Annotated in this window: 18 protein-coding genes; 12 read left to right on the top strand and 6 right to left on the bottom strand. The window is 65.5% G+C overall.

What is annotated here, in order from left to right:
- Positions 1-42: 42 nt before the first annotated feature.
- Positions 43-1,050: a dTDP-glucose 4,6-dehydratase gene (gene rfbB, locus ACSYG9_RS11505; RefSeq protein ID WP_454842535.1), complete on the bottom strand. Its 1,008-nt coding sequence runs from the start codon at positions 1,048-1,050 to the stop codon at positions 43-45.
- A 33-nt stretch (positions 1,051-1,083) separates the two neighbouring features.
- Between rfbB and rfbA the strand changes: the two genes are divergently transcribed.
- The gene (gene rfbA / locus ACSYG9_RS11500) at positions 1,084-1,959 is read left to right on the top strand and encodes a glucose-1-phosphate thymidylyltransferase RfbA (protein WP_454842533.1); all 876 of its coding nucleotides are present in this window, start codon (positions 1,084-1,086) and stop codon (positions 1,957-1,959) included.
- 4 nt (positions 1,960-1,963) lie between these two features.
- Positions 1,964-2,545: a dTDP-4-dehydrorhamnose 3,5-epimerase family protein gene (locus ACSYG9_RS11495; protein ID WP_440127271.1), complete on the top strand. Its 582-nt coding sequence runs from the start codon at positions 1,964-1,966 to the stop codon at positions 2,543-2,545.
- Positions 2,546-2,597: 52 nt separating this feature from the next.
- On the opposite strand, the gene ACSYG9_RS11490 is transcribed toward ACSYG9_RS11495, so the two are convergent.
- Both ACSYG9_RS11490 and ACSYG9_RS11485 read right to left on the bottom strand, forming a co-directional pair.
- Positions 2,598-3,440, bottom strand: a complete 843-nt coding sequence (locus tag ACSYG9_RS11490) for a DUF559 domain-containing protein (RefSeq protein WP_454842530.1) — start codon at positions 3,438-3,440, stop codon at positions 2,598-2,600.
- A 121-nt stretch (positions 3,441-3,561) separates the two neighbouring features.
- On the bottom strand, positions 3,562-4,041 hold the full coding sequence (locus ACSYG9_RS11485; RefSeq protein ID WP_440127269.1) for a GtrA family protein: 480 nt from the start codon (positions 4,039-4,041) through the stop codon (positions 3,562-3,564).
- Between the two features lie 128 nt (positions 4,042-4,169).
- Here ACSYG9_RS11485 and ACSYG9_RS11480 point away from each other — a divergent pair, with 128 nt between their 5' ends.
- The 3 genes from ACSYG9_RS11480 to ACSYG9_RS11470 all read left to right on the top strand — a co-directional run bounded on the left by ACSYG9_RS11480 (position 4,170) and on the right by ACSYG9_RS11470 (position 8,358).
- Complete coding sequence (locus ACSYG9_RS11480; RefSeq protein WP_454842528.1) at positions 4,170-5,594, top strand: FAD-binding protein; 1,425 nt, start codon at positions 4,170-4,172, stop codon at positions 5,592-5,594.
- Positions 5,594-6,355 carry a decaprenylphospho-beta-D-erythro-pentofuranosid-2-ulose 2-reductase gene (locus ACSYG9_RS11475; protein WP_440127267.1) on the top strand — a complete coding sequence of 254 codons (762 nt, stop codon included), beginning with the start codon at positions 5,594-5,596 and terminating at the stop codon, positions 6,353-6,355. The genes ACSYG9_RS11480 and ACSYG9_RS11475 overlap by 1 nt, the downstream gene beginning before the upstream one ends.
- A 122-nt stretch (positions 6,356-6,477) precedes the next feature.
- A complete protein-coding gene (locus ACSYG9_RS11470; protein ID WP_440127629.1) occupies positions 6,478-8,358 on the top strand; it encodes a galactan 5-O-arabinofuranosyltransferase in 1,881 nt (626 codons plus the stop codon).
- On the opposite strand, the gene ACSYG9_RS11465 is transcribed toward ACSYG9_RS11470, so the two are convergent.
- Positions 8,336-8,770: a DoxX family protein gene (locus ACSYG9_RS11465; protein WP_440127266.1), complete on the bottom strand. Its 435-nt coding sequence runs from the start codon at positions 8,768-8,770 to the stop codon at positions 8,336-8,338. The genes ACSYG9_RS11470 and ACSYG9_RS11465 overlap by 23 nt on opposite strands.
- A 125-nt stretch (positions 8,771-8,895) precedes the next feature.
- Between ACSYG9_RS11465 and ACSYG9_RS11460 the strand changes: the two genes are divergently transcribed.
- The 5 genes from ACSYG9_RS11460 to ACSYG9_RS11440 all read left to right on the top strand — a co-directional run bounded on the left by ACSYG9_RS11460 (position 8,896) and on the right by ACSYG9_RS11440 (position 12,035).
- Positions 8,896-9,207, top strand: coding sequence for an SAV_915 family protein (locus ACSYG9_RS11460; protein WP_440127265.1), 312 nt, complete (start codon positions 8,896-8,898; stop codon positions 9,205-9,207).
- Positions 9,204-9,479, top strand: a complete 276-nt coding sequence (locus tag ACSYG9_RS11455; RefSeq protein WP_454842525.1) for a hypothetical protein — start codon at positions 9,204-9,206, stop codon at positions 9,477-9,479. The genes ACSYG9_RS11460 and ACSYG9_RS11455 overlap by 4 nt, the downstream gene beginning before the upstream one ends.
- A complete protein-coding gene (locus ACSYG9_RS11450) occupies positions 9,476-10,636 on the top strand; it encodes a hypothetical protein (protein ID WP_454842523.1) in 1,161 nt (386 codons plus the stop codon). Before ACSYG9_RS11455 ends, ACSYG9_RS11450 begins: the two co-directional genes overlap by 4 nt.
- A gap of 287 nt (positions 10,637-10,923) precedes the next feature.
- The gene (locus ACSYG9_RS11445; protein WP_440127262.1) at positions 10,924-11,304 is read left to right on the top strand and encodes a hypothetical protein; all 381 of its coding nucleotides are present in this window, start codon (positions 10,924-10,926) and stop codon (positions 11,302-11,304) included.
- Entirely contained in the window at positions 11,298-12,035 is a 738-nt protein-coding gene (locus ACSYG9_RS11440; RefSeq protein ID WP_454842520.1) for a hypothetical protein, read from the top strand. The genes ACSYG9_RS11445 and ACSYG9_RS11440 overlap by 7 nt, the downstream gene beginning before the upstream one ends.
- On the opposite strand, the gene ACSYG9_RS11435 is transcribed toward ACSYG9_RS11440, so the two are convergent.
- Positions 12,011-12,430 carry a hypothetical protein gene (locus ACSYG9_RS11435; RefSeq protein WP_440127260.1) on the bottom strand — a complete coding sequence of 140 codons (420 nt, stop codon included), beginning with the start codon at positions 12,428-12,430 and terminating at the stop codon, positions 12,011-12,013. The two genes, ACSYG9_RS11440 and ACSYG9_RS11435, sit on opposite strands and share 25 nt — an antisense overlap.
- Before the next feature lie 331 nt (positions 12,431-12,761).
- Between ACSYG9_RS11435 and ACSYG9_RS11430 the strand changes: the two genes are divergently transcribed.
- On the top strand, positions 12,762-13,328 hold the full coding sequence (locus tag ACSYG9_RS11430; protein ID WP_440127259.1) for a helix-turn-helix domain-containing protein: 567 nt from the start codon (positions 12,762-12,764) through the stop codon (positions 13,326-13,328).
- Here the strand turns inward: ACSYG9_RS11430 and ACSYG9_RS11425 are convergent.
- On the bottom strand, positions 13,273-16,050 hold the full coding sequence (locus ACSYG9_RS11425) for an FAD-linked oxidase C-terminal domain-containing protein (RefSeq protein ID WP_440127258.1): 2,778 nt from the start codon (positions 16,048-16,050) through the stop codon (positions 13,273-13,275). The two genes, ACSYG9_RS11430 and ACSYG9_RS11425, sit on opposite strands and share 56 nt — an antisense overlap.
- Positions 16,051-16,132: 82 nt before the next feature.
- Between ACSYG9_RS11425 and ACSYG9_RS11420 the strand changes: the two genes are divergently transcribed.
- Positions 16,133-19,390: an arabinosyltransferase domain-containing protein gene (locus ACSYG9_RS11420; RefSeq protein ID WP_454842517.1), complete on the top strand. Its 3,258-nt coding sequence runs from the start codon at positions 16,133-16,135 to the stop codon at positions 19,388-19,390.
- Positions 19,391-19,418: the final 28 nt, after the last annotated feature.

Here is a 19,418-nt window from a genome sequence, read left to right as displayed (position 1 = left end):
ATCGCGGGAAATGCACCTTTTGCGTCCTGACGGGCACCGCCCTCACTCGTCGAGTGCGCGTTCCGTTCGGCGGTAGACGGCCTCGGTCGCGCTCTTGTGCGGACGCCACCACTTCTCGTTCGCGCGGTACCACTCGATGGTCGCGTGCAGGCCGGATCGGAAATCCCTGTACACAGGCTCCCACCCGAGTTCGGTCTTCAGCCGGGTCGCGTCGATCGCGTAACGCAGGTCGTGGCCAGGGCGGTCGGGAACGAAATCGAAGCCGGCAGGGTCTTTCCCGCACAGTTCGAGGACGGTCTCGACGACCGTGCGATTGTCCGTTTCACCATCTGCGCCTATGAGATAGGTCTCACCGATGACACCCTTGTCGATGATCGTCCACACCGCACGGTTGTGGTCGTCGACGTGGATCCAGTCGCGCACATTCGTGCCGGTGCCGTACAGCTTGGGCCGCACCCCGGTGAGCACGTTGGTGATCTGACGGGGAATGAACTTCTCCACATGCTGGTACGGCCCGTAGTTGTTCGAGCAGTTCGAGAGGGTCGCGCGAATACCGAACGAACGCACCCAGGCGCGGACGAGCAGGTCGGAGCCTGCCTTGGTCGACGAGTACGGACTCGACGGGTTGTAGGGCGTGTCCTCGGTGAACTTCGCCGGATCATCGAGTGCGAGGTCGCCGTACACCTCGTCGGTGGAGATGTGGTGATAGCGCACGTCGTGCTTGCGGACGGCTTCGAGCAGGGCGAATGTGCCGAGGAGGTTGGTCTGCACGAACGGCGAGGGGTCGGCCAGCGAGTTGTCGTTGTGGGATTCGGCGGCGAAGTGCACCACGAGGTCGGTGTCGGTGACGAGTTTGTCGACCAGCCCGGTGTCGGCGACGTCGCCGTGGACGAAGGTGATCGCGTCTGTCACGGGTTCGAGGGACTCGAGGTTGCCCGCGTAGGTGAGCTTGTCGAGGACGGTGATCTCGACGTCGGGTCGGTCGGCCACGGTCTGGTGGACGAAGTTCGCGCCGATGAATCCGGCGCCGCCGGTGACGAGCAGCTTCATTACGCCAACCCTACCCATGGGACACTGACCGGCATGCGCGGAATCATCCTTGCCGGCGGGACCGGTTCGCGGCTGCACCCCATCACCCTGGGGATCAGCAAGCAGCTCACTCCCGTCTACGACAAGCCGATGATCTACTACCCGCTTTCGACCTTGATGCTCGCTGGAATCCGCGACATCCTTCTGATCACCACCCCGCACGACGCCGGCCAATTCCGGCATCTACTCGGAGACGGGTCGCAGTTCGGCATCGACATCACCTACGCGGTCCAGGACGAGCCCGACGGACTGGCACAAGCGTTCGTTCTGGGCGCCGATCACATCGGCGGTGAGACCGTGTCTCTGGTATTGGGCGACAACATGTTCTACGGGCCGCGGCTCGGCACACAGCTCAAACGGTTCGACGATCTCGACGGCGGTGCCGTCTTCGCGTACCGGGTCTCGGACCCGTCGGCCTACGGGGTGATCGAGTTCGATTCCGATGGTCGCGCACTGTCGCTGGAGGAGAAACCGGCCGATCCCAAATCGCACTACGCGGTACCGGGACTGTATTTCTACGACAACGACGTCGTCGAGATCGCGCGGTCGCTGAAACCTTCCGCGCGAGGCGAATACGAAATCACCGACATCAACCGCGCATATCTCGAGACCGGCAGACTTCAGGTCGAGGTGCTGCCCCGCGGCACCGCGTGGCTCGATACCGGCACCTTCGATTCCCTGCTCGACGCGTCGAACTTCGTGCGCACCATCGAACAGCGTCAGGGCTTGAAGATCGGAGTGCCCGAGGAGGTTGCGTGGCGACGCGGATTCATCACCGACGACGAATTGGCAGCCTTGGCACACCCTCTGGTGAAGTCGGGTTACGGCACCTACCTGCTGGATCTGGTCGCAAGGGGAAAGGACTCCTGAGGAAATGCAGTACCGAGAACTGAAGATCGCGGGCGCATGGGAGATCACCCCGAAGCAGTTCGGCGACGACCGCGGCGTGTTCCTCGAATGGTTCAAGCAGTCCAGCTTTATCGAAGCGACCGACCGGGAACTCGATCTCGCGCAGGCCAATTGCTCGGTGTCGGCCGCGGGAGTGCTGCGCGGAATCCATTACGCGGATGCGCCGCCGGGGCAAGCAAAATACGTGACGTGCGCGTCGGGGTCGGTGCTCGACGTCGTCGTCGACCTTCGTGTGGGGTCGCCGACGTTCGGGCAGTGGGATTCGGTGCTGCTCGACACCGTCGATCGTCGTGCGATCTTCTTGTCAGAGGGGTTGGGGCACGGGTTCCTGGCGTTGGAGGACCATTCGACGGTGATGTATCTGTGCTCGACGGGCTATGCCCCCGAACGTGAGCACGAGGTTCACCCGCTGGATCCGGCCATCGGGATCGAATGGCCGACGGTCGGGCCGGGCGGGCGTGTGCTCGAGTACGAACTCTCTCCCAAGGACCGGGCAGCGCCCTCACTCGCCGAAGCGCATGCTGCGGGACGGTTGCCGCGGGTGTGACCCGAACTTTGGTGTTCTCAACAGCGATATACGCCGTCGAGAACACCAAAGTTCAGCGGGCCAGTGCCCGACGGATATGGCAAATCACCTCGTCCGGGTCGTGGGCGAGCGCGTGCCATGTGAAGCGAAGTACGTGCCAGCCTGCGTTGACCAGTATGTTCTGGCGCTCTGCATCACGCCGGTGTCGCGCGGCGTCTCGGTGCCATGCCCATCCGTCGATCTCGATGGCGACGCGCTGCGCCTCGAACGCCACGTCGATCTCGAAACCATGACTCTTCACGTGCGGTCGCCATCCGGTGAGACCTGCGGCCTTCAAGAGGCTGTAGAGGATTCGCTCTGCCTCGGAGTGTCCGCCGCTGCGCGCAGTACAGAGGAGACGCTCGGCGGCCCGCGACCCATGTCGCCCGGGGTTACGTCGATGGGCACGCTCCAACAACCCCAGTGTGGTGTGCCGTTGCAGCGCCCTGTCCATGAAGACCGATCCGTTGTCCAGTTCGACAGCTGCCTCGACCACGGCGAGCGGCAACCCCGTGACCTGGAGACGACGCACCGACGTCACGTCCTCAGGCAGTAGGTCTCGTCGTCGCAACTTCACGCCGTGAGGCGCTTTGATCGCACGACGGTGCGGCACGGTGACGTACTGCCGTTTCGGTGCGCGATCGAGGAGTCCGTGCCACCACGCAGCGCTCGGCCCCCATGCCGTCGCTCCCTCGCCGGCGCCGTACACCGCTGCGCACAGGCAGGCGGCCGGCGTCTGTTCCCGGTCCGCGCGCAGATACACACCGGGCGCAAGTGACCGCCACTCTCCGGCCCGTACATAGTGGTCGATTGTCGCGATGCTCAGCCCGCACCCGACCGCCTGGTCGCGGATGATGACGCCGTCCTGTCGGGCCATGAGCACGTGAATTCGTTGACGTGGCATACCCGGTTCGACGCAGCCCGGCCCCACCCGGTTCCACCGCACCGAAGCTTTGGTGTTCTCAACAGCGATATACGCCGTCGAGAACACCAAATGTTCAGCGGATCCGGAAGATCACGACCCTCTGCACGACGAAGTTGATCACCGTCGCCACGCCCTGGGCGACGACGAAGGCAAACGGGGTGACCCACCAATCGTCACCGAGCGACTCGTTGAGCACCCTGTTGATCCCGACCTGGGCTGCGAACGTCACCGCGTACAAGATCACAACAGCGGCGAACCGCAACCGGCTCGGCGGCGCCTGGAAGGTCCAGCGCCGATTGATGAGGTATGCGGTGGTGGTACCCGCGATGAAGGACAGCGCCTTCGCAAGATCACGGGTGACACCGAGCGCCATGAGCAGCACATACAGGCCGTAGTCGACGATGGCCGACAGCCCTCCGGTGATCACGAACCGCACCAGCTGCGTCTTCAGATCGAGCGCTTCGTCGGCGGTCGAGTCGGTCAGCGGCAGCTCGGGAGCGAGCGGAGCGTGGTGTTCCGGCAGCGGCTGAACGTGGTCGTGGGGTTCGGGCACGGAGTCGAGGGTAGCGTCCGGCGCGCCACAATCCGCACCGCCACTACATGGAGATTCTCACCGAAACGCAACGAGTGACCTACGGCATCTTGCCGGGTAGTGAGCTGACGCAGGTAGCCTCTACCTCGATGTCTACGACAGCTGAAGAGCAGGCGAGCGAGCCTCTCCCCACCCAGACACGCACCCTGACCGGATGGGGGCGCACCGCGCCGACCACCGCCGAGGTGCTCTCCACACCCGACGTCGAGCTGATTGCCAAGGCCGTGGCGCAGGTCGCGGAGCAGAACGAGTCGAAGCCGACGCACCTGCGCCGCGGTGTCATCGCGCGCGGTCTCGGCCGCTCCTACGGCGATCCCGCGCAGAACGCGGGTGGGCTCGTCATCGACATGACCGCCATGAACAAGATCCACAGCGTCGACCGCGAATCCAGCAAGGTCGTGGTGGATGGCGGCGTGACGCTCGACCAGCTGATGCGCGCGGCGCTGCCGTTCGGCCTGTGGGTACCGGTCCTGCCCGGCACCCGCCAGGTGACGATCGGCGGTGCCATCGGCTCCGACATCCACGGCAAGAACCACCACAGCGCCGGCAGCTTCGGCAACCACGTGCGCTCGATCGACCTGCTCACCGCAGACGGACAGGTCCGCACCTGCGGCCCGACGGGACGCAACTCCAAGCTGTTCTGGGCCACGGTCGGCGGCATGGGTCTGACGGGCATCATCCTGCGCGCGACCATCGAGATGACGCCCACCGAGACTGCGTACTTCATCGCCGACAGCATGCGCACCGAATCCCTCGACGAGACGATCGCCGTGCACAGCGACGGCTCCGAGGACAAGTACGACTACTCGAGCACGTGGTTCGACGCGATTTCCGCGCCCCCGAAGCTGGGCCGCGGAGCTGTGTCACGGGGTTCGCTGGCAACACTCGATCAGCTCCCGAAGAAACTGCAGAAGAATCCGCTGGCCTTCGACGCGCCGACGCTGCTCACCCTTCCCGACGTGTTCCCGAACGGTCTTGCGAACAAGTTCGACTTCTCGATCGTCGGCGAGCTGTACTACCGCAAGACGAAGAACGCGACGGGCCAGATCCAGAACCTGACCGCGTTCTATCACCCGCTCGATCTGTTCGGCGAGTGGAACCGCGCTTACGGGTCCAAGGGTTTCCTGCAGTACCAGTTCGTGGTCCCCACCGAAGCCGTCGAAGAGTTCAAGAAGATCATCGTCGACATCCAGCGCTCCGGGCACTACTCGTTCCTCAACGTCTTCAAGCTGTTCGGTGAGGGCAACAAGGCACCGCTGAGTTTCCCCATGAAGGGCTGGAACATCTGCGTCGACTTCCCGATCAAGGCGGGCCTGAACGAGTTCGTGCGCGAACTCGACAAGCGCGTCCTCGAGTTCGGTGGTCGCCTCTACACGGCGAAGGATTCGCGGACCGACGCGGAAACCTTCCACTCGATGTACCCGCGGATCGACGAGTGGCTCAAGGTGCGCCGCACGGTCGACCCCACCAACGTCTTCGCCTCCGATATGTCCAGAAGGTTGGAACTGCACTGATGATCAATGCCGTCGGCAATCCCCAGACCCTGCTGCTTCTCGGTGGCACCTCCGAGATCGGCTTGGCCATCGTCGAGGAGTACCTGCGCAAGTCGCCCGCCCGCGTCATCCTCGCGGCGCTGCCGGACGACCCGCTGCGCGACGCATCCGTCGCCCAGATGAATGCTGCGGGTGCGACGAAGGTCGACGTCATCGACTTCGACGCGCTCGACACCGAATCCCACCCGAAAGTCATCGACGAGGCATGGGCAGGTGGCGACGTCGATATCGCCGTCGTCGCATTCGGTCTCGACGGTGACTCCGAGGAACTGTGGCAGAGCCAGGCCAAGGCCGTCCGCGTCGCGAATGTGAACTACACGGCGTCGGTGTCCGTCGGTGTACTCATCGGCGAGAAGATGAAGGCGCAGGGCTTCGGCCGGATCATCGCGATGTCGTCGGTGGCCGGTGAGCGCGTCAAGCGTGCCAACTTCATGTACGGCTCGTCGAAGGCGGGCCTCGACGGCTTCTACCTGGGTCTCGGCGAGGCGCTGCGCCCGTTCGGTCCCCGCGTCACCGTGGTGCGCCCCGGCCAGGTTCGCACCAAGTTCAGCGCGCATGTCGACGAAGCGCCGCTGACCGTGAACAAGGAAGATGTGGCCGCGCTCGCGGTGGCCGCGTCCGACAAGGGCAAAGAGATCGTGTGGGCGCCGGGTCCGTTCCGGTTCGTGATGATCGTGCTGCGGCACATCCCGCGCGCAGTCTTCCGCAAGCTGCCGATCTGACGGCACCGGCTACACCGTCTGGGACCCGGGCTTCACTAGGCTCGGGTCCCGTGACAGTCGCCGAGAGTCCCACCGTCATCCCCATCGCTCCGTTTCGGAAGGTCGCGACGACCGCCGGTCGCATGGTTGCGGCCGTGGTCGTCGCGATCGTCGTTTCTGCAGTGGGACTGTTCGCGTTCGCGCGAGTGCAATGGCCGGCGTTCAATTCGTCGAACGTCACTCAGGCCGTCACGACGGTGATGCAGTTCGTCGCGCTGGCTGCGCTCGGATGCTCGATCTACCTGCTGCGTCGTCGCAAGTGGGTGACGGGCGCGCGCGTGCTGTCGTGGGCGGCGCTGTCAGGACTGGTCACGGCGACCCTCGGCATGCCGCTGGCCGCGACGAAGCTGTATCTGCACGGAATCTCCGTCGACCAGGAGTTCCGCACGCAGTTCCTCACGCGACTGACCGACAGCGCGGCCCTGCGCGACATGAACTACGCCGACATGCCCCCGTTCTATCCGGCGGGCTGGTTCTGGATCGGTGGCCGTGTCGCGAATCTGCTCGGGATGGACGGCTGGGAGGCATTCAAGCCCTATGCCATCGCCTCACTGGCTGTCGCGGCCGTTGTGGCGCTGGTGCTGTGGTCGGAACTCGTCCGGTCGGATCTCGCCGTGTTGGTGACGACCGCATCGACGGTGATCGTCCTGGCGTACGGGTCGCCGGAACCGTACGGCGCGGTGATCGCTCTGCTGATCGCACCGGCGCTGGTGCTGGCCTGGGGCGCCCTCAACCCCGTGCGCGTTTCTGGTAGCGAGGACTACCAGAAACGCGCACGGCAGGGGTGGGGCGCGGTGGTGGGTACCGGCCTGTTCCTCGGGATCGCCGCGACGTTCTACACGCTGTACTTGGGCCTGGCCGCGTTCGCGGTGACGGTGATGGCGCTGACTGCGGCAGTGCTCGCCAAGCGGGCCGAAGGTTCGTGGCGCAGCGTGATGCCGGTGCTCGTGCGATTCGTCTCCATCGCGGTGATCGCGGGGGTGGTCGCGCTGATCGTATGGGCACCGTTCCTGCTCGACGTACTCAGGGGCGGTTCGACCGCCGGCTCGGGTTCCGCGACCCACTACCTACCCGACACGGGCGCGAGCCTGCCGCTGCCGATGTTCCACATGTCGCTGATCGGATTGTTGTGTCTGCTCGGCAGTGTGTGGCTGATCGGGCGGGCGACATCATCGCGGCGTGCTCAGGCGCTCGGGCTCGGCGTCATCTCTGTGTACCTGTGGTTCTTGGCGTCGATGGCGTTCACCGCGATGGGCAACACGCTGCTCGCGTTCCGGCTCGAAGTGATCCTGCTGGTGCTACTCGGTACGGCGGGTGCATTCGCGTTCGTCGAATTCTCGCGATGGATCAGCCTCGCCTCGAGCGACAACCCGAATGTGCGACGTGTGCTCGTCGCGGTGGGCGCGCTCGGTGCGCTGGCGTTCACCCAGAACATTCCGCAAGTCCTCGGGAACGAGATCACCGTCGCCTACACCGACACCGACGGCAGCGGTGAGCGGGCCGACCAGCGGCCGGCAGGCGCTGCGTCGTATTACGCGGAGATCGACGAGACGCTGCGCTCACAACTCGGCGGCGACCGCGACGACCACGTGATCCTCACCGCCGACACCGCGTTCCTCGCGTACTACCCGTACTTCGGCTTCCAAGCGCTGACGTCGCACTACGCGAATCCCCTCGCAGACTTCGCGGGTCGGGCAGCAGCGATCGAAGAATGGTCGGAATTCGGATCGTCCGAAGAGCTTCTCTCCGCGTGGGATTCGCTGCAGTGGCGAGCCCCCGACGCCATCGTCTTCCGACAGGGCGCCGAGGGCTACACACTTCGGCTGGCCGAGGACGTCTACCCGAACGACCCGAATGTCCGCCGATACACGGTCACCTTCCCCGAGACCCTGTTCGACGATCCGCGTTTCACAATCACCGAGGTGGGGCCGTTTGCTGTGGTCACCCGCGCCGAAGTGGCATGATGTTTCGAACTCCGTTGTCGCGCAGCCACAATCCTCCCCACACGAAGATTCCTGTGTAGATCGGGAACAGTGTGGTGCTGACGATCGGCTGCTCGGTGAGCAGGTTGGTCGCGACCGCTCCACCGAGGTATCCGGTGAGCAGTACGGCGCCGAGGATCGCGGTCGTCGGCACGACGTAGAGCACGAGGCAGATCAGCAACACGATCCCGAACACCCTGTTCAGGCTCGGATCGAAGCCGAGGTCGGCCATCGCATCCTGCACCTGCGAGGTGTTCATGAGGTGAATGACGGAGTCGAAGAGCAGGAACAGGACGACGAGGCCGCTCACGATCAAGCCGGCGATGTGGGCGCCCCGACCGGGCGTCTCGGCGGGGGTGTGCGCGTCGCGGTTGGTGGCGGAATGGGTGGTCATGACGATCTCCTCGATTCGATGCGCTGATGTCACCGATACCGACCCGGCTCCGCGCGGAAACTCATCGCCGTTGCGGTAAGGTCGCGGCGGGTCGTACGGGGGGTGCGACCGTATCGGGGGATTCGATGAGTGAGATTCTGTACGTGCCGATCAGGCGCCGCGACGGGTCGGGGCAGGTTCGGTTGGAGATGCGCACCCTGCCCGACGGCCGGCTGGCATTGCCCGCCTACACGTCACTGCAGGAACTGGTCCGTTGCTCCGGGCCGCGGCAGGCATGGATGGGCGTCGACAGCGGCGGACTGCAGGAAATCCACCGCACCACCGGATACGACGTGGCCCTGCTCGACGCAAGACAACCACCGCCACCGGTCGACGACGAATACCGACAGCCCCGAAGTTGGCTGCAGGATCCGCTCGGGAGGACAGGAACCAGGTGAGCATCGACATCGGAGACCTCAACGCGGTCGCGAGCCGTCTCGCAACCGGAGCGAGCGGAATCAACAACCTCGATTCCGAACCCGCCGAGATACCCGACGCCGGTGTTTCCACAGCACTGCTCGTGGACGCACTCGGGTCGATCGCAGCCGCATTGGACGTGGCGGTCCGGTCGCTGGCCAACGCAGCGGACGCCACGCAGGCCAGCCTGCGCAGCTATCAGGAGACCGTCGAACACAGCGCCCAGGAAATCGCGAAGGCCGGTGAACGATGAGCCTCGACACGTTCGTCTTCGGCGAGCCCGCCTCGTGCTACGCGTGCGCAGATTCGCTCGCCACCCTCGCAACCAGTGTGAACGATCAGCTGAAGTCGGCACGCGATGGCCGCACCGAGTCCGAGTACGAGTTCAAGAGCACGGCGGGTGACGAGTTCCGGTTGACGCTCGACCGCATCATCGCCGGAACCACCGAGGCCGCGGACCAGATCGACGTGATTGCCGCTGCCCTGCGTGCATTCGCCGATGCACTCGTCACCGCCCGAGCACGAATATCGCAGGCCGAGACGACAGCGTCGGACGCCGGCATTCACGTGGAGTTCGGTACCGGGATCGGCGATCCGATCGAAGTCGACCACAACTCGTATGATATTGCGCCCCAAATTCTTCGAGCGAAACAGATTGTGGCCTATGAAACTGCGACGGGACTCGTCGCAGAAGGTCGAGGGATCGAAGCCTCAGCGCACAGCGCGTTCGCGGAAGCACTGCGCGGGCCGACGACGATACTGAAGGACGCGGAGGCCCAGTGGGGTTGGCTGGCCGCGTTCACAGTCACCGGATACGTCGGCACCGCATTCTCCGAGCTGGCGAAATGGGGGCCGCTCGCCGAAAGTCGGGGCGCGAACCTGGCTCGGCTACAGGAACTGGCCGCGGAAGCAGCCCGGTTGGGCGATCCGTATCCGGAAGCCACTGCAGCGAGAGCTGTTCGAGCGTCCCAAGGTGGAGCAGACGATGCTGCACGATTCGCTGCGGAAAACTCCCGACTGCTCGGGGGGCTCGGTGACAACAAGTTCGTACAGCTGCTCGGCAAGAACGTCGGCGACTTCATGCCAGACGGGTCGGCACTGAAATCGCTCGGATCCAAGATTCCTGTGGTCGGGCTGGTCTTGACTGCAGGTCAAACAGGGGTCGACGTGTACAACGCCGAGTCCACCGGCGACGCCGTACAGGCCGTGGCGAAGGACGTCGGTGGCTTTGTTGCGGGAACCGTTGCAACCGAATTGATCCTCGCTAGTGTTGCCGGCGGACCGGTCACGCTGCTCGCCGTCGGCGCCGGGATCGGGGTCGCATTCGGTGTCGGTGAGGCAATCGAGCACTGGGACGACATCTCCGGCGCTGCCGGCTCAGCGGCACGCTGGGTCGGCAACCTGTTCTGAGGAGCACGATGTACGCAACCGACCTACCTCCGATCCCCGAAGCGGCGACCGGAGTACCCCGGCCGCCCCGCGCACCGCGCATCCATCACGGCACGGAAACTACACCGTTGGACCGTCTCCCTCGGAACCGCCCAGAACCACCACCGGACGACTTCGGACCGATGCTCGAATGGAGCCAACATACGCTCCGTGAACAGTGCTTGGCCGCAGCCGCAATGGCGGGTCTAGTCATTGCTCCCGTTTCAGTGCAAGCCGGATTCGAATGGATTCAATGGTGGTGGTTCTGGGTGATCATCTTGACCGGTGCGTGGATGATGTTCCGTGCCTACGGAAACTCTTGGGCCGCTGCCGGTGCCACCTGGGTGCAATGGCGCAGCAGCTGGGTCGATACCTACCGACTCACTCGCATCCGCTTCTCCGCCGACGGCTATGCCCGCGTCCTACGACTGAAAGACGCCCACGGCAACAAAATCCACTCTTTCAAGATCCACGACCTCCAGAACAACCCCGATCTGTGGGACCTCGTCTACAACGGGATCCTCCACTCCGTCGCATCAGGCAACTGCGACATCGACGCCAAAACCCGCCGCGTCCTGAAAATCCCGTACGAACTCGGACCACGCCCGGTCAACAACAATCGCAGCAAGGGAAGACGCCGCGGATGGTGAACACCCCCGACCTACCGCCGATCCCCGACCCGGTCACCGGCGAGCCTCGGCCACCCCGCGCACCACGCATCCTCGGCGGTCAACCGAACACCCCCAGCGATCAGTTGCCGCACAGTATCCCCGCGCCACCGCCGATCGAGTTCGGCGCGGCACTCGAGGTTGCACAGCCGCGCTTCGGTGATCGGTTCGGCGCCAGCATCGCAATCCCTGTCCTATTCGCCTTGTACGGGACGGTGATCTGGGGAGGATTCGGGTGGGTGCAGCATTGGTTCAACTGGGCACTTATCGTCTCCTTTTCCTTGCTGGTGCGCCGAGGGAATGATCGCTGGACCGCTGCCGGAGCGACCTGGCTGCAGAAGCACACGAGATCGGTCGACACCTACCAACTGACCAAAGTACATCTCCGCGTATCCAGGGCCGACAGGCAGTTGTTCCTCCGAGATGCACACGGCCGCAAGATTGACCATATGCGAATCGCGCAGATTCAGGCCAACCCCGCACTGTGGGACCTCGTCTACAACGGCATCCTTCATTCGGTGGCATCGGGCAACTGCGACATCGACTCCGACACCCGGAAACATCTGAGAATCCCCTTCGAGATCGGGCCACGACCCAAGCGGTTCGCCCCGCGCAAGGGACGCGCTACGCTCGACCCGCTGCGCCGAACCACCGGTCGCCCCGCCAATCTCATACCTCGCACTGGTCGTCACCGCGCTCCGGATACCGAGTGACGTGGCACCTGACACCGACCCGATTGTCGTCGCGTGAGCGCCGCTGCTGCCGCCAGTGCGACGAGAAGTCCGATGTCCACTCGTGCGACGCGCACGAGCGCACTGCTCGAGCCGTCGATGCTGTACGCGAGACCAACGAACGACCCCAGCCCCACCGCACCCGACAGAAGCGCTGGGGGCCGATAGCGCGGTCGGGCCGCACTACCGATCAACGCCACGCCAACGAGTCCGAAGAAGAGAGCGCGGTGACGGAGAAGAAGTTCGACGTCCGGGTCCGCCACCGTGATTCCGTACAGTTCTTCGATCCGACGTCGTGACAGCACCGCCGTCGCCGGGACGAGATGCGCAACCCCAACCCCTGCCATCAGGACCGAACCGATTCGACTTCCGAGCATTTCGCGCTCCTTTGTGTGTGTAGTGGTCTCTAGACTCGCGTGTATGGCTCCTGCCGCGCTTCCAGAAACATGCGCTACACCCAACTCGGATCCGCCGCCGGCTGCGACGCTGTGGATAAGGCCCGGCCTGGCCGCGTATCTCGGTCGCTCACTCGGTCTCGACCCGCACTCCACCTCGGTGCACTGTCTCGTTGTCGGCGTCGATTCGCCATTCACAGTAAGGGTCGTAGGCGAAGCAGACGTTGCCGCGCGAAGCGCGCTGATCCCTCCTCGACTCGTTCACCAGGTCGTTTCTCCGCCGGACAGCCGGATCCTCTTCTGTTATTCGGACGTGAACCATGTTGACGGATCGGAGCACATGGGCCGAATGGGACGCCGCGAGGGACACCTCGGGATCAATCACCCGGCCGAGGCAACTCTGGTCGACCTGTGCAGGTGTGCCGCTCCGGATGGCGCCGCCATCATGGCGGTGGTCGTCGGATCACCCCGACGTCACCTGGATCCCCGTATCGCGCGGACTCTCGAACGCATTCGCACCGATCCGCCGTCCGTACGCAACGCCGCACACCTGGCGCTCGCGGAGGGACTTTCCCCGTCGTACTTCCTCCGTCTGTTCAGCCGCGAGACGGGCACGAGTTTCCGTCGGTATCGCCTGTGGGCGAGAATGCTCCACGTTGCCCGATCCATTTCGGAAGGCACTGATTTCACGAGCGCCGCCATGTCGGCAGGGTTCGCGTCGCCGTCCCACTTCAGCGACTCGTTCCTGCGGATGTTCGGCCTCACCGCCACGTCACTCGCTACGACGGGCGCGAACATTGTGGTCGACGATGCGGCCCTGTCCCCTACGGCAACCGCGACGCGAGCAGCTCCGCCAGATGGGTGCCGCGACGATCGGTGAGGTCGCTGAGCTGAGTGCGACACGAGTAACCGTCGGCGAGCACAACCGTGTCGGCGGCGGCGGATTCGACAGCGGGAACCAGCTGGTTGTTCGCGACCGCTACCGACACGTCGTAGTGGCCACGCTCGACCCCGAAGTTTCCGGCGAGACCGCAGCAGCCGCCGAGCCTGGTTACCTTCGCGCCGGCACGTTTCAGGAGCGCGGCATCGGCTTCCCACCCCATGATCGCGTGGTGGTGGCAGTGCGGCTGTGCGACGACGGTGGTGCCCGACAGCGACGGCGGCTCCCAGTCGCCGAGCAGTTCGGCAAGTGTGCGGGTGGACTCGGCCACGACACGTGCCGGCTCGGAGCCGAGCAGTTCGACGGTGTCGGACCTCAGCACCGCGGTGCACGACGGTTCGATACCGACGATCGGCGTACCCGCACGAAAAAGCTCGGTAACTGTGCGGCCCAGAATCTTTCGTGCCTCGTCGAGCTGGCCGGTCGTGATCCACGTGAGAGCACAGCACTGTTGCTTCTCGGTGATCCGGACACGGTACCCGGCGGCTTCGAGCACCGCGACCGCCGCGATTCCGACCTCGGGAGTGAAGTAGTCGGTGAACGTGTCGACGAACAGCAGCACGGGCTCACCTGTGCGTAACCGCTGTCCCGCGGTCTCGGCGAACCAGCGCCGGAAATTGCGGGGCGCGAAGGCGGGTACGTGCCTGCGCCTGTCCATGCCCCCGAGCATCAATCCCGCCGACCCCATACCTGGAATTTTGGCAATCGTGTTGATCACCCTGGGCATTCGAGTGGCGAGCGCTGCCCACTGCGGCAATCGGCCGAGGGTGTAGTGGCTGATCGGACGTCGGCGACCGCGGTAGGTCTGGTGCAGTACCTCCGACTTCCACGTGGCCATGTCGACTCCGGTGGGGCAATCCGACGCGCATCCTTTGCAGGACAAGCACAGATCGAGGGTTTCGTGCACCTCCGGCGAGGCCCACCCTCCGGAGACGAGCGAGCCGTTGAGCATTTCCTGCAGCGCTCTGGCCCGGCCGCGTGTCGAATCCTTCTCCTCGCGGGTGGCGAGGTACGACGGGCACATGACCCCGCCGACGGGCGTCGTATCGGCGCGACACTTCCCGACGCCTGTGCACCGGTGCACGGCCTGGGTGAAGTTGCCGTCGTCCTCCCGGTACCGGAACGCGAGGCCGGTGCGGACGGCGGGCGCCGCAGGCACGCGGAGGTCGGCGTCGACGGGACTCGGGTCGACGAGGACGCCGGGGTTGAGCAGGTTCTCGGGGTCGAAGACGGATTTGACGGCGCCGAACAGGCGCAGTGCGTCGTCGGAGTACATCAACGGGAGCAGTTCGCTGCGGGCCCGTCCGTCGCCGTGTTCGCCGGACATCGAACCTCCGTACGATGCCACCAAACGTCCTGCAGCAAAGAGGAACTCGCGGAACAGCCCGGGCATCTCGAGTGGGATGTCGAGACGGATGTGGATGCAGCCGTCGGCGAAATGTCCGTACGGGTAGCCGGTGATCCCGTAACTGTCGGTGAGCTGCTCGAAATCGCGTAGGTAGTCACCGATGCGGTCCGGGGGCACCGCGGCGTCTTCCCATCCGGCGTGCGCGGGCAATCCCCGCGGGCTGCGCGCGGACAACCCGGAGCCGTCCTCCCTGATGCGCCACAGTGCCGCGGCGCGTGCCGGATCGTCGATGTGCAGGGCGTCGATTGCGCCGGAGAACTCGACCATCGATACCGCACGGTCGTGGACCTCGCCGAAGTCGTCGCCGACGAGTTCGACGAACAGCCACGCCGCACCACGCGGAAGTGGTGGGACCGCGCCCGGCCCACGCCGGGTACGGACGATGTCGACGATGCGCGAATCGAGGCCTTCACACGCCGTGGGACGGAACCGGAGCAGAGTGTGGGCGGCGTTGCCTGCGGCGACGATGTCGGGGTAGCCGAGGGCAACCATGGTGCGCACCGGCGAATCGGCGACCAGCTGCACTGTCGCCTCGGTGAGCACACCGAGGGTCCCTTCACTTCCGACGAACAGTTTGCGCACGTCGAAGTGGTTTTCCGGAAGTAGGTGTTCGAGTCCGTAGCCGGAGACCTGCCTGCCGAACCGGCCGAATTCGGTGCGGATCGTCGCGAGGTTCGCGTCGACGAGATCCCGCAACGGATCGAGCATCGGCGCACCGCCGGGAAGTGAGAGCGGATGCCCGGTACCGGTGAGGACCTCGATGCCGACGACGTTGTCGGAGGTGCGGCCGTAGCCGAGGGCGCGAGCGCCGCACGCGTTGTTGCCGATCATCCCGCCGATCGTGCAGCGGTTGTGGGTCGACGGGTCGGGGCCGAACCGTAGTCCGTGCGGCGCTGCGGCGCGCTGCACAGTGGCTTGAACTGCTCCTGGTTGCACGCGCGCGATGCGGTGCCGAGGGTCGATCTCGAGCACACGCCCCATGTGGCGGGAGAAGTCGAGCACCACCCCGGTTCCGACGGCGTTGCCCGCGAGCGAGGTGCCCGCGCCGCGGGAGGTGAGCGGCACTCCTTCACGGCGGCACACGTCGAGGGCTGCCGCTACATCGTCGACACTGCGAGGCCGGACGACGACCTGCGGCGGCACCCGATAGAGCGAGGCATCGGACGAGTACATCGCACGAGTGGTGCTGTCGTCTCGAACATCGGAGATCCCCGCTTGGCGGAGGCGAGTGCCGATCGCCGACGAGATCTCCATGCTGACCGATGCTAACTGTGTTGTGTCGCTCGCCGGATCAGGTCGAGCAGAACAATTCTCCATTCGCTTAGCATCGTTCCCTGTGTCAGACGATTCCCCGGGTTCGAGCGTCCGTACCGCGCGCCTCATTGCAGTCCTCACAGGTCTGCTCGGGGTCGTCCTGGCAGCGGCCATCCCGTTTCTCCCTGTGAAGCAGGAAGCCGCGACCATTCAATGGCCGCAGAACGACGGCCTCGCCAGTGTCGAAGCGCCGCTCGTGACGTACACACCGCTCACGTTGCGAGTGAGCGTTCCGTGTGCGGCTGCCGCAGCTCTCGGGGACGACGGCGGCACGCTTGTGTCGACGGTGCCTCCCGGTGCACCCGAGGCCACGGGCAACGCGCTTGTGATTCGTGCCGTACCCGGTGAGGACGGCGCGCCGGGCGCCGTCGAGGCGGTGCTGCGGAACTCGGTGCTCGTCTCCGCGCCACTCGACGCGCCGTGCACCGCGGTCACCGTAGCGTCCGATTCGGAGCGGACCGCGGCACAGATCGTGGGTGCGGACCCGGCTGTCGATGTCACCGTCGAAGGCGATGTTCGCCCCCAGATGGTGGGGGTCTTCTCTGACCTCGACGACTCCGCCGTTCCGTTGACCACAGGCGCCGACGCCGACCGACTGTTTGTGCAGGCGGAACTGGATTCCCGATTCACGTCCACGCCCACGGTGATCAAACTCGTCGCGATGATTCTGTGTGCTCTGTCGACGCTGTCCTCGTTGGTTGCTCTGCACCGCATCGACGGGGTCGATCGCCGCAGAGCACGCAGGTTCCTGCCGTCGCACTGGTGGCGGTTCACGCCGGCCGACGCCGTGGTGATCGGAGTCCTTCTTCTGTGGCACGTCATCGGAGCGAACACCTCCGACGACGGCTACATCCTCAACATGGCCCGCGTGTCCGGCGAGGCCGGGTACATGGCGAACTATTTCCGCTGGTTCGGGGTGCCGGAGGCCCCGTTCGGCTGGTTCTACGACGTGCTGGTCCTGATGTCGGAGGTATCGACCGCCAGCATGTGGATGCGGCTGCCCACGCTCATCGCAGCAATCGTGTGCTGGATGATCATCAGTCGCGAGGTGATTCCGCGTCTCGGTGTGGCCGTGCGTCACAGCACTGTCGCGTTGTGGACCGCCGGTCTGGTGTTCCTCGCGTTCTGGCTGCCGTACAACAATGGCCTGCGGCCCGAACCGATCATCGCTGTCGGAGCCCTGCTCACGTGGTGTTCGATCGAGCGTGCCATTGCGACCGGCCGCATGCTGCCCGCCGCGGTCGGCGTGCTCATCGCCGCCTTCTCGCTCGCAGCAGGCCCCACCGGGCTGATCTGTGTGGCCGCGCTCATCGCGGGCATCCGTCCGCTCACGAAGCTCATCGTTGCGCGGCGGTCGCTGGTCGGGGTGCTTCCGCAACTCGCCCCGATCCTCGCGTCGGGCACCGTCGTGATGATCGCCGTGTTCGCCGATCAGACTCTGGCCTCGGTGCTCGAGGCCACCCGGGTGCGGTCCGCGGTGGGTCCGAACGTGCCGTGGTTCGACGAACGACTGCGATGGGACGCGCTGCTCACTGTGGCACCCGACGGTTCGGTCGCTCGCCGCTTCGGAGTGTTCGTCATGCTGCTGTGCCTTGTCGTGTGCGTGATGCTCATCCTCAGGAAGGGTCGCGTCCCGGGTACCGCGATCGGCCCGTCGAGGCGCATCCTCGGGATCGTTTTCGCATCGTTGCTGTTGATGATGCTCACGCCCACGAAGTGGACCCACCACTTCGGTGTCTATGCGGGTCTGGCAGCGGCCGTCGCCGCTCTCGCCGCGGTAGGGGTGGGTGCAGCGGGGATACGGTCGGCCCGCAACCGTGCGTTGTTCACCGCGGGTGTGCTGTTCGTGCTCACGATGTCGTTCACGGGGTCCAACGGCTGGTGGTACGTCTCGAGCTACGGCGTCCCGTGGTGGGACAAGCCGCCGTCCATCTCGGGGTACGGGTTCTCGACGGTGCTGCTCGCTCTGACGGTGCTCGCGCTCATCGTGGCGGCATGGTTCCATCTGCGCGAGCCGTTCGCAAAGCCGAAGCCTGCACGGAACGGTCGAGCTCGGGCACTTGCGTCGGCACCGCTGACCGTCGTCGCAGCGGGCGTCGTGCTATTCGAGGTGCTCTCCCTCGTCAAGGGCGCCGTATCGCAGTACCCGGCCTACTCGATCGCGCGCTCGAACGCCGCCGCATTCTCGGGCGGGTGCGGTCTCGCCGATCACGTTCTCGTCGAAGCCGACCCGAACTCCACCATGCTCGCTCCGCTGAGTGGCTTCGCAGCAGACGCTCTCGGCGCCGGCCGCGCCGACGGGTTCACTCCCGACGGCGTCGCGCTGGATCTGACTGCGGACGCCGAGATCACCACCACCGGCGGCGCGAACTCCCTCGAGGCCGACGAAGGCGGCACCACCACCTCGACGACGGCGGGCACCGGCGGCGGGCGCCGTAGTGACGCCGGGATCAACGAGAGCACGGTGCGGCTACCGTTCGGGCTCGACCCCGCACGCACCCCGGTGCTCGGCAGCTACCGGAGCGGCACACAGCACGCGGCCGAGCTCGAATCCGGGTGGTACGCGCTGCCCGAACGCACCGCTGATACACCGCTGCTCGTCGTCACCGCGGCGGGTCGTGTGCAGTACGTCGACCCGGATGGTGTCATCACCCCCGGTCAGGACGTGCTCTTCGAGTTCGGTGTCTCCTCGGGTGAGAACGTCGACGCGATCGGGCGGATCGCACCGATCGACGTGGGACCGGCGCCGTCCTGGCGCAATCTGCGGGTGCCGAGCGACGCGATTCCCGCGGACGCCGACGCGGTGCGGCTCGTCGTCGAAGACGGCGACCTGTCGCCGGACCAGTGGGTCGCGGTGACGCCGCCGCGGATGCCGCAGCTCGACACGTTGCAGACGGTCGTCGGTTCCGAGGCGCCCGGTCTCCTCGACTGGTCGGTCGGGCTCGCCTTCCCGTGCCAGCGCCCGTTCGGCCACCGCTACGGTGTCGCCGAGGTTCCCGAGTACCGCATCCTTCCGGACCGGGTGGGCGCCGATGCAACCAACGGATGGCAGGACTCCATCGGCGGCGGACCCCTCGGATGGATCCCGCTGTTGCTCACCGCGGAGACCGTGCCCACCTATCTGAACCACGACTGGGATCGCGACTGGGGGTCGCTGGAGCGGTACCGACGGATCGACCCGGACGCACGCACAGCGACCATCGCGGTCGACGAGATCACCCGCTCCGGTCTGTGGAGTCCGGGAGCGATCCGTGACGGAGTGCCCGATCTGCTCGAATGAGGGCGCGTGACCGCGCTGGTCACTGCCC

This window comes from Rhodococcus sp. SJ-2, from assembly GCF_053750035.1.
This window is presented reverse-complemented; position numbering and strand designations above follow the sequence as displayed.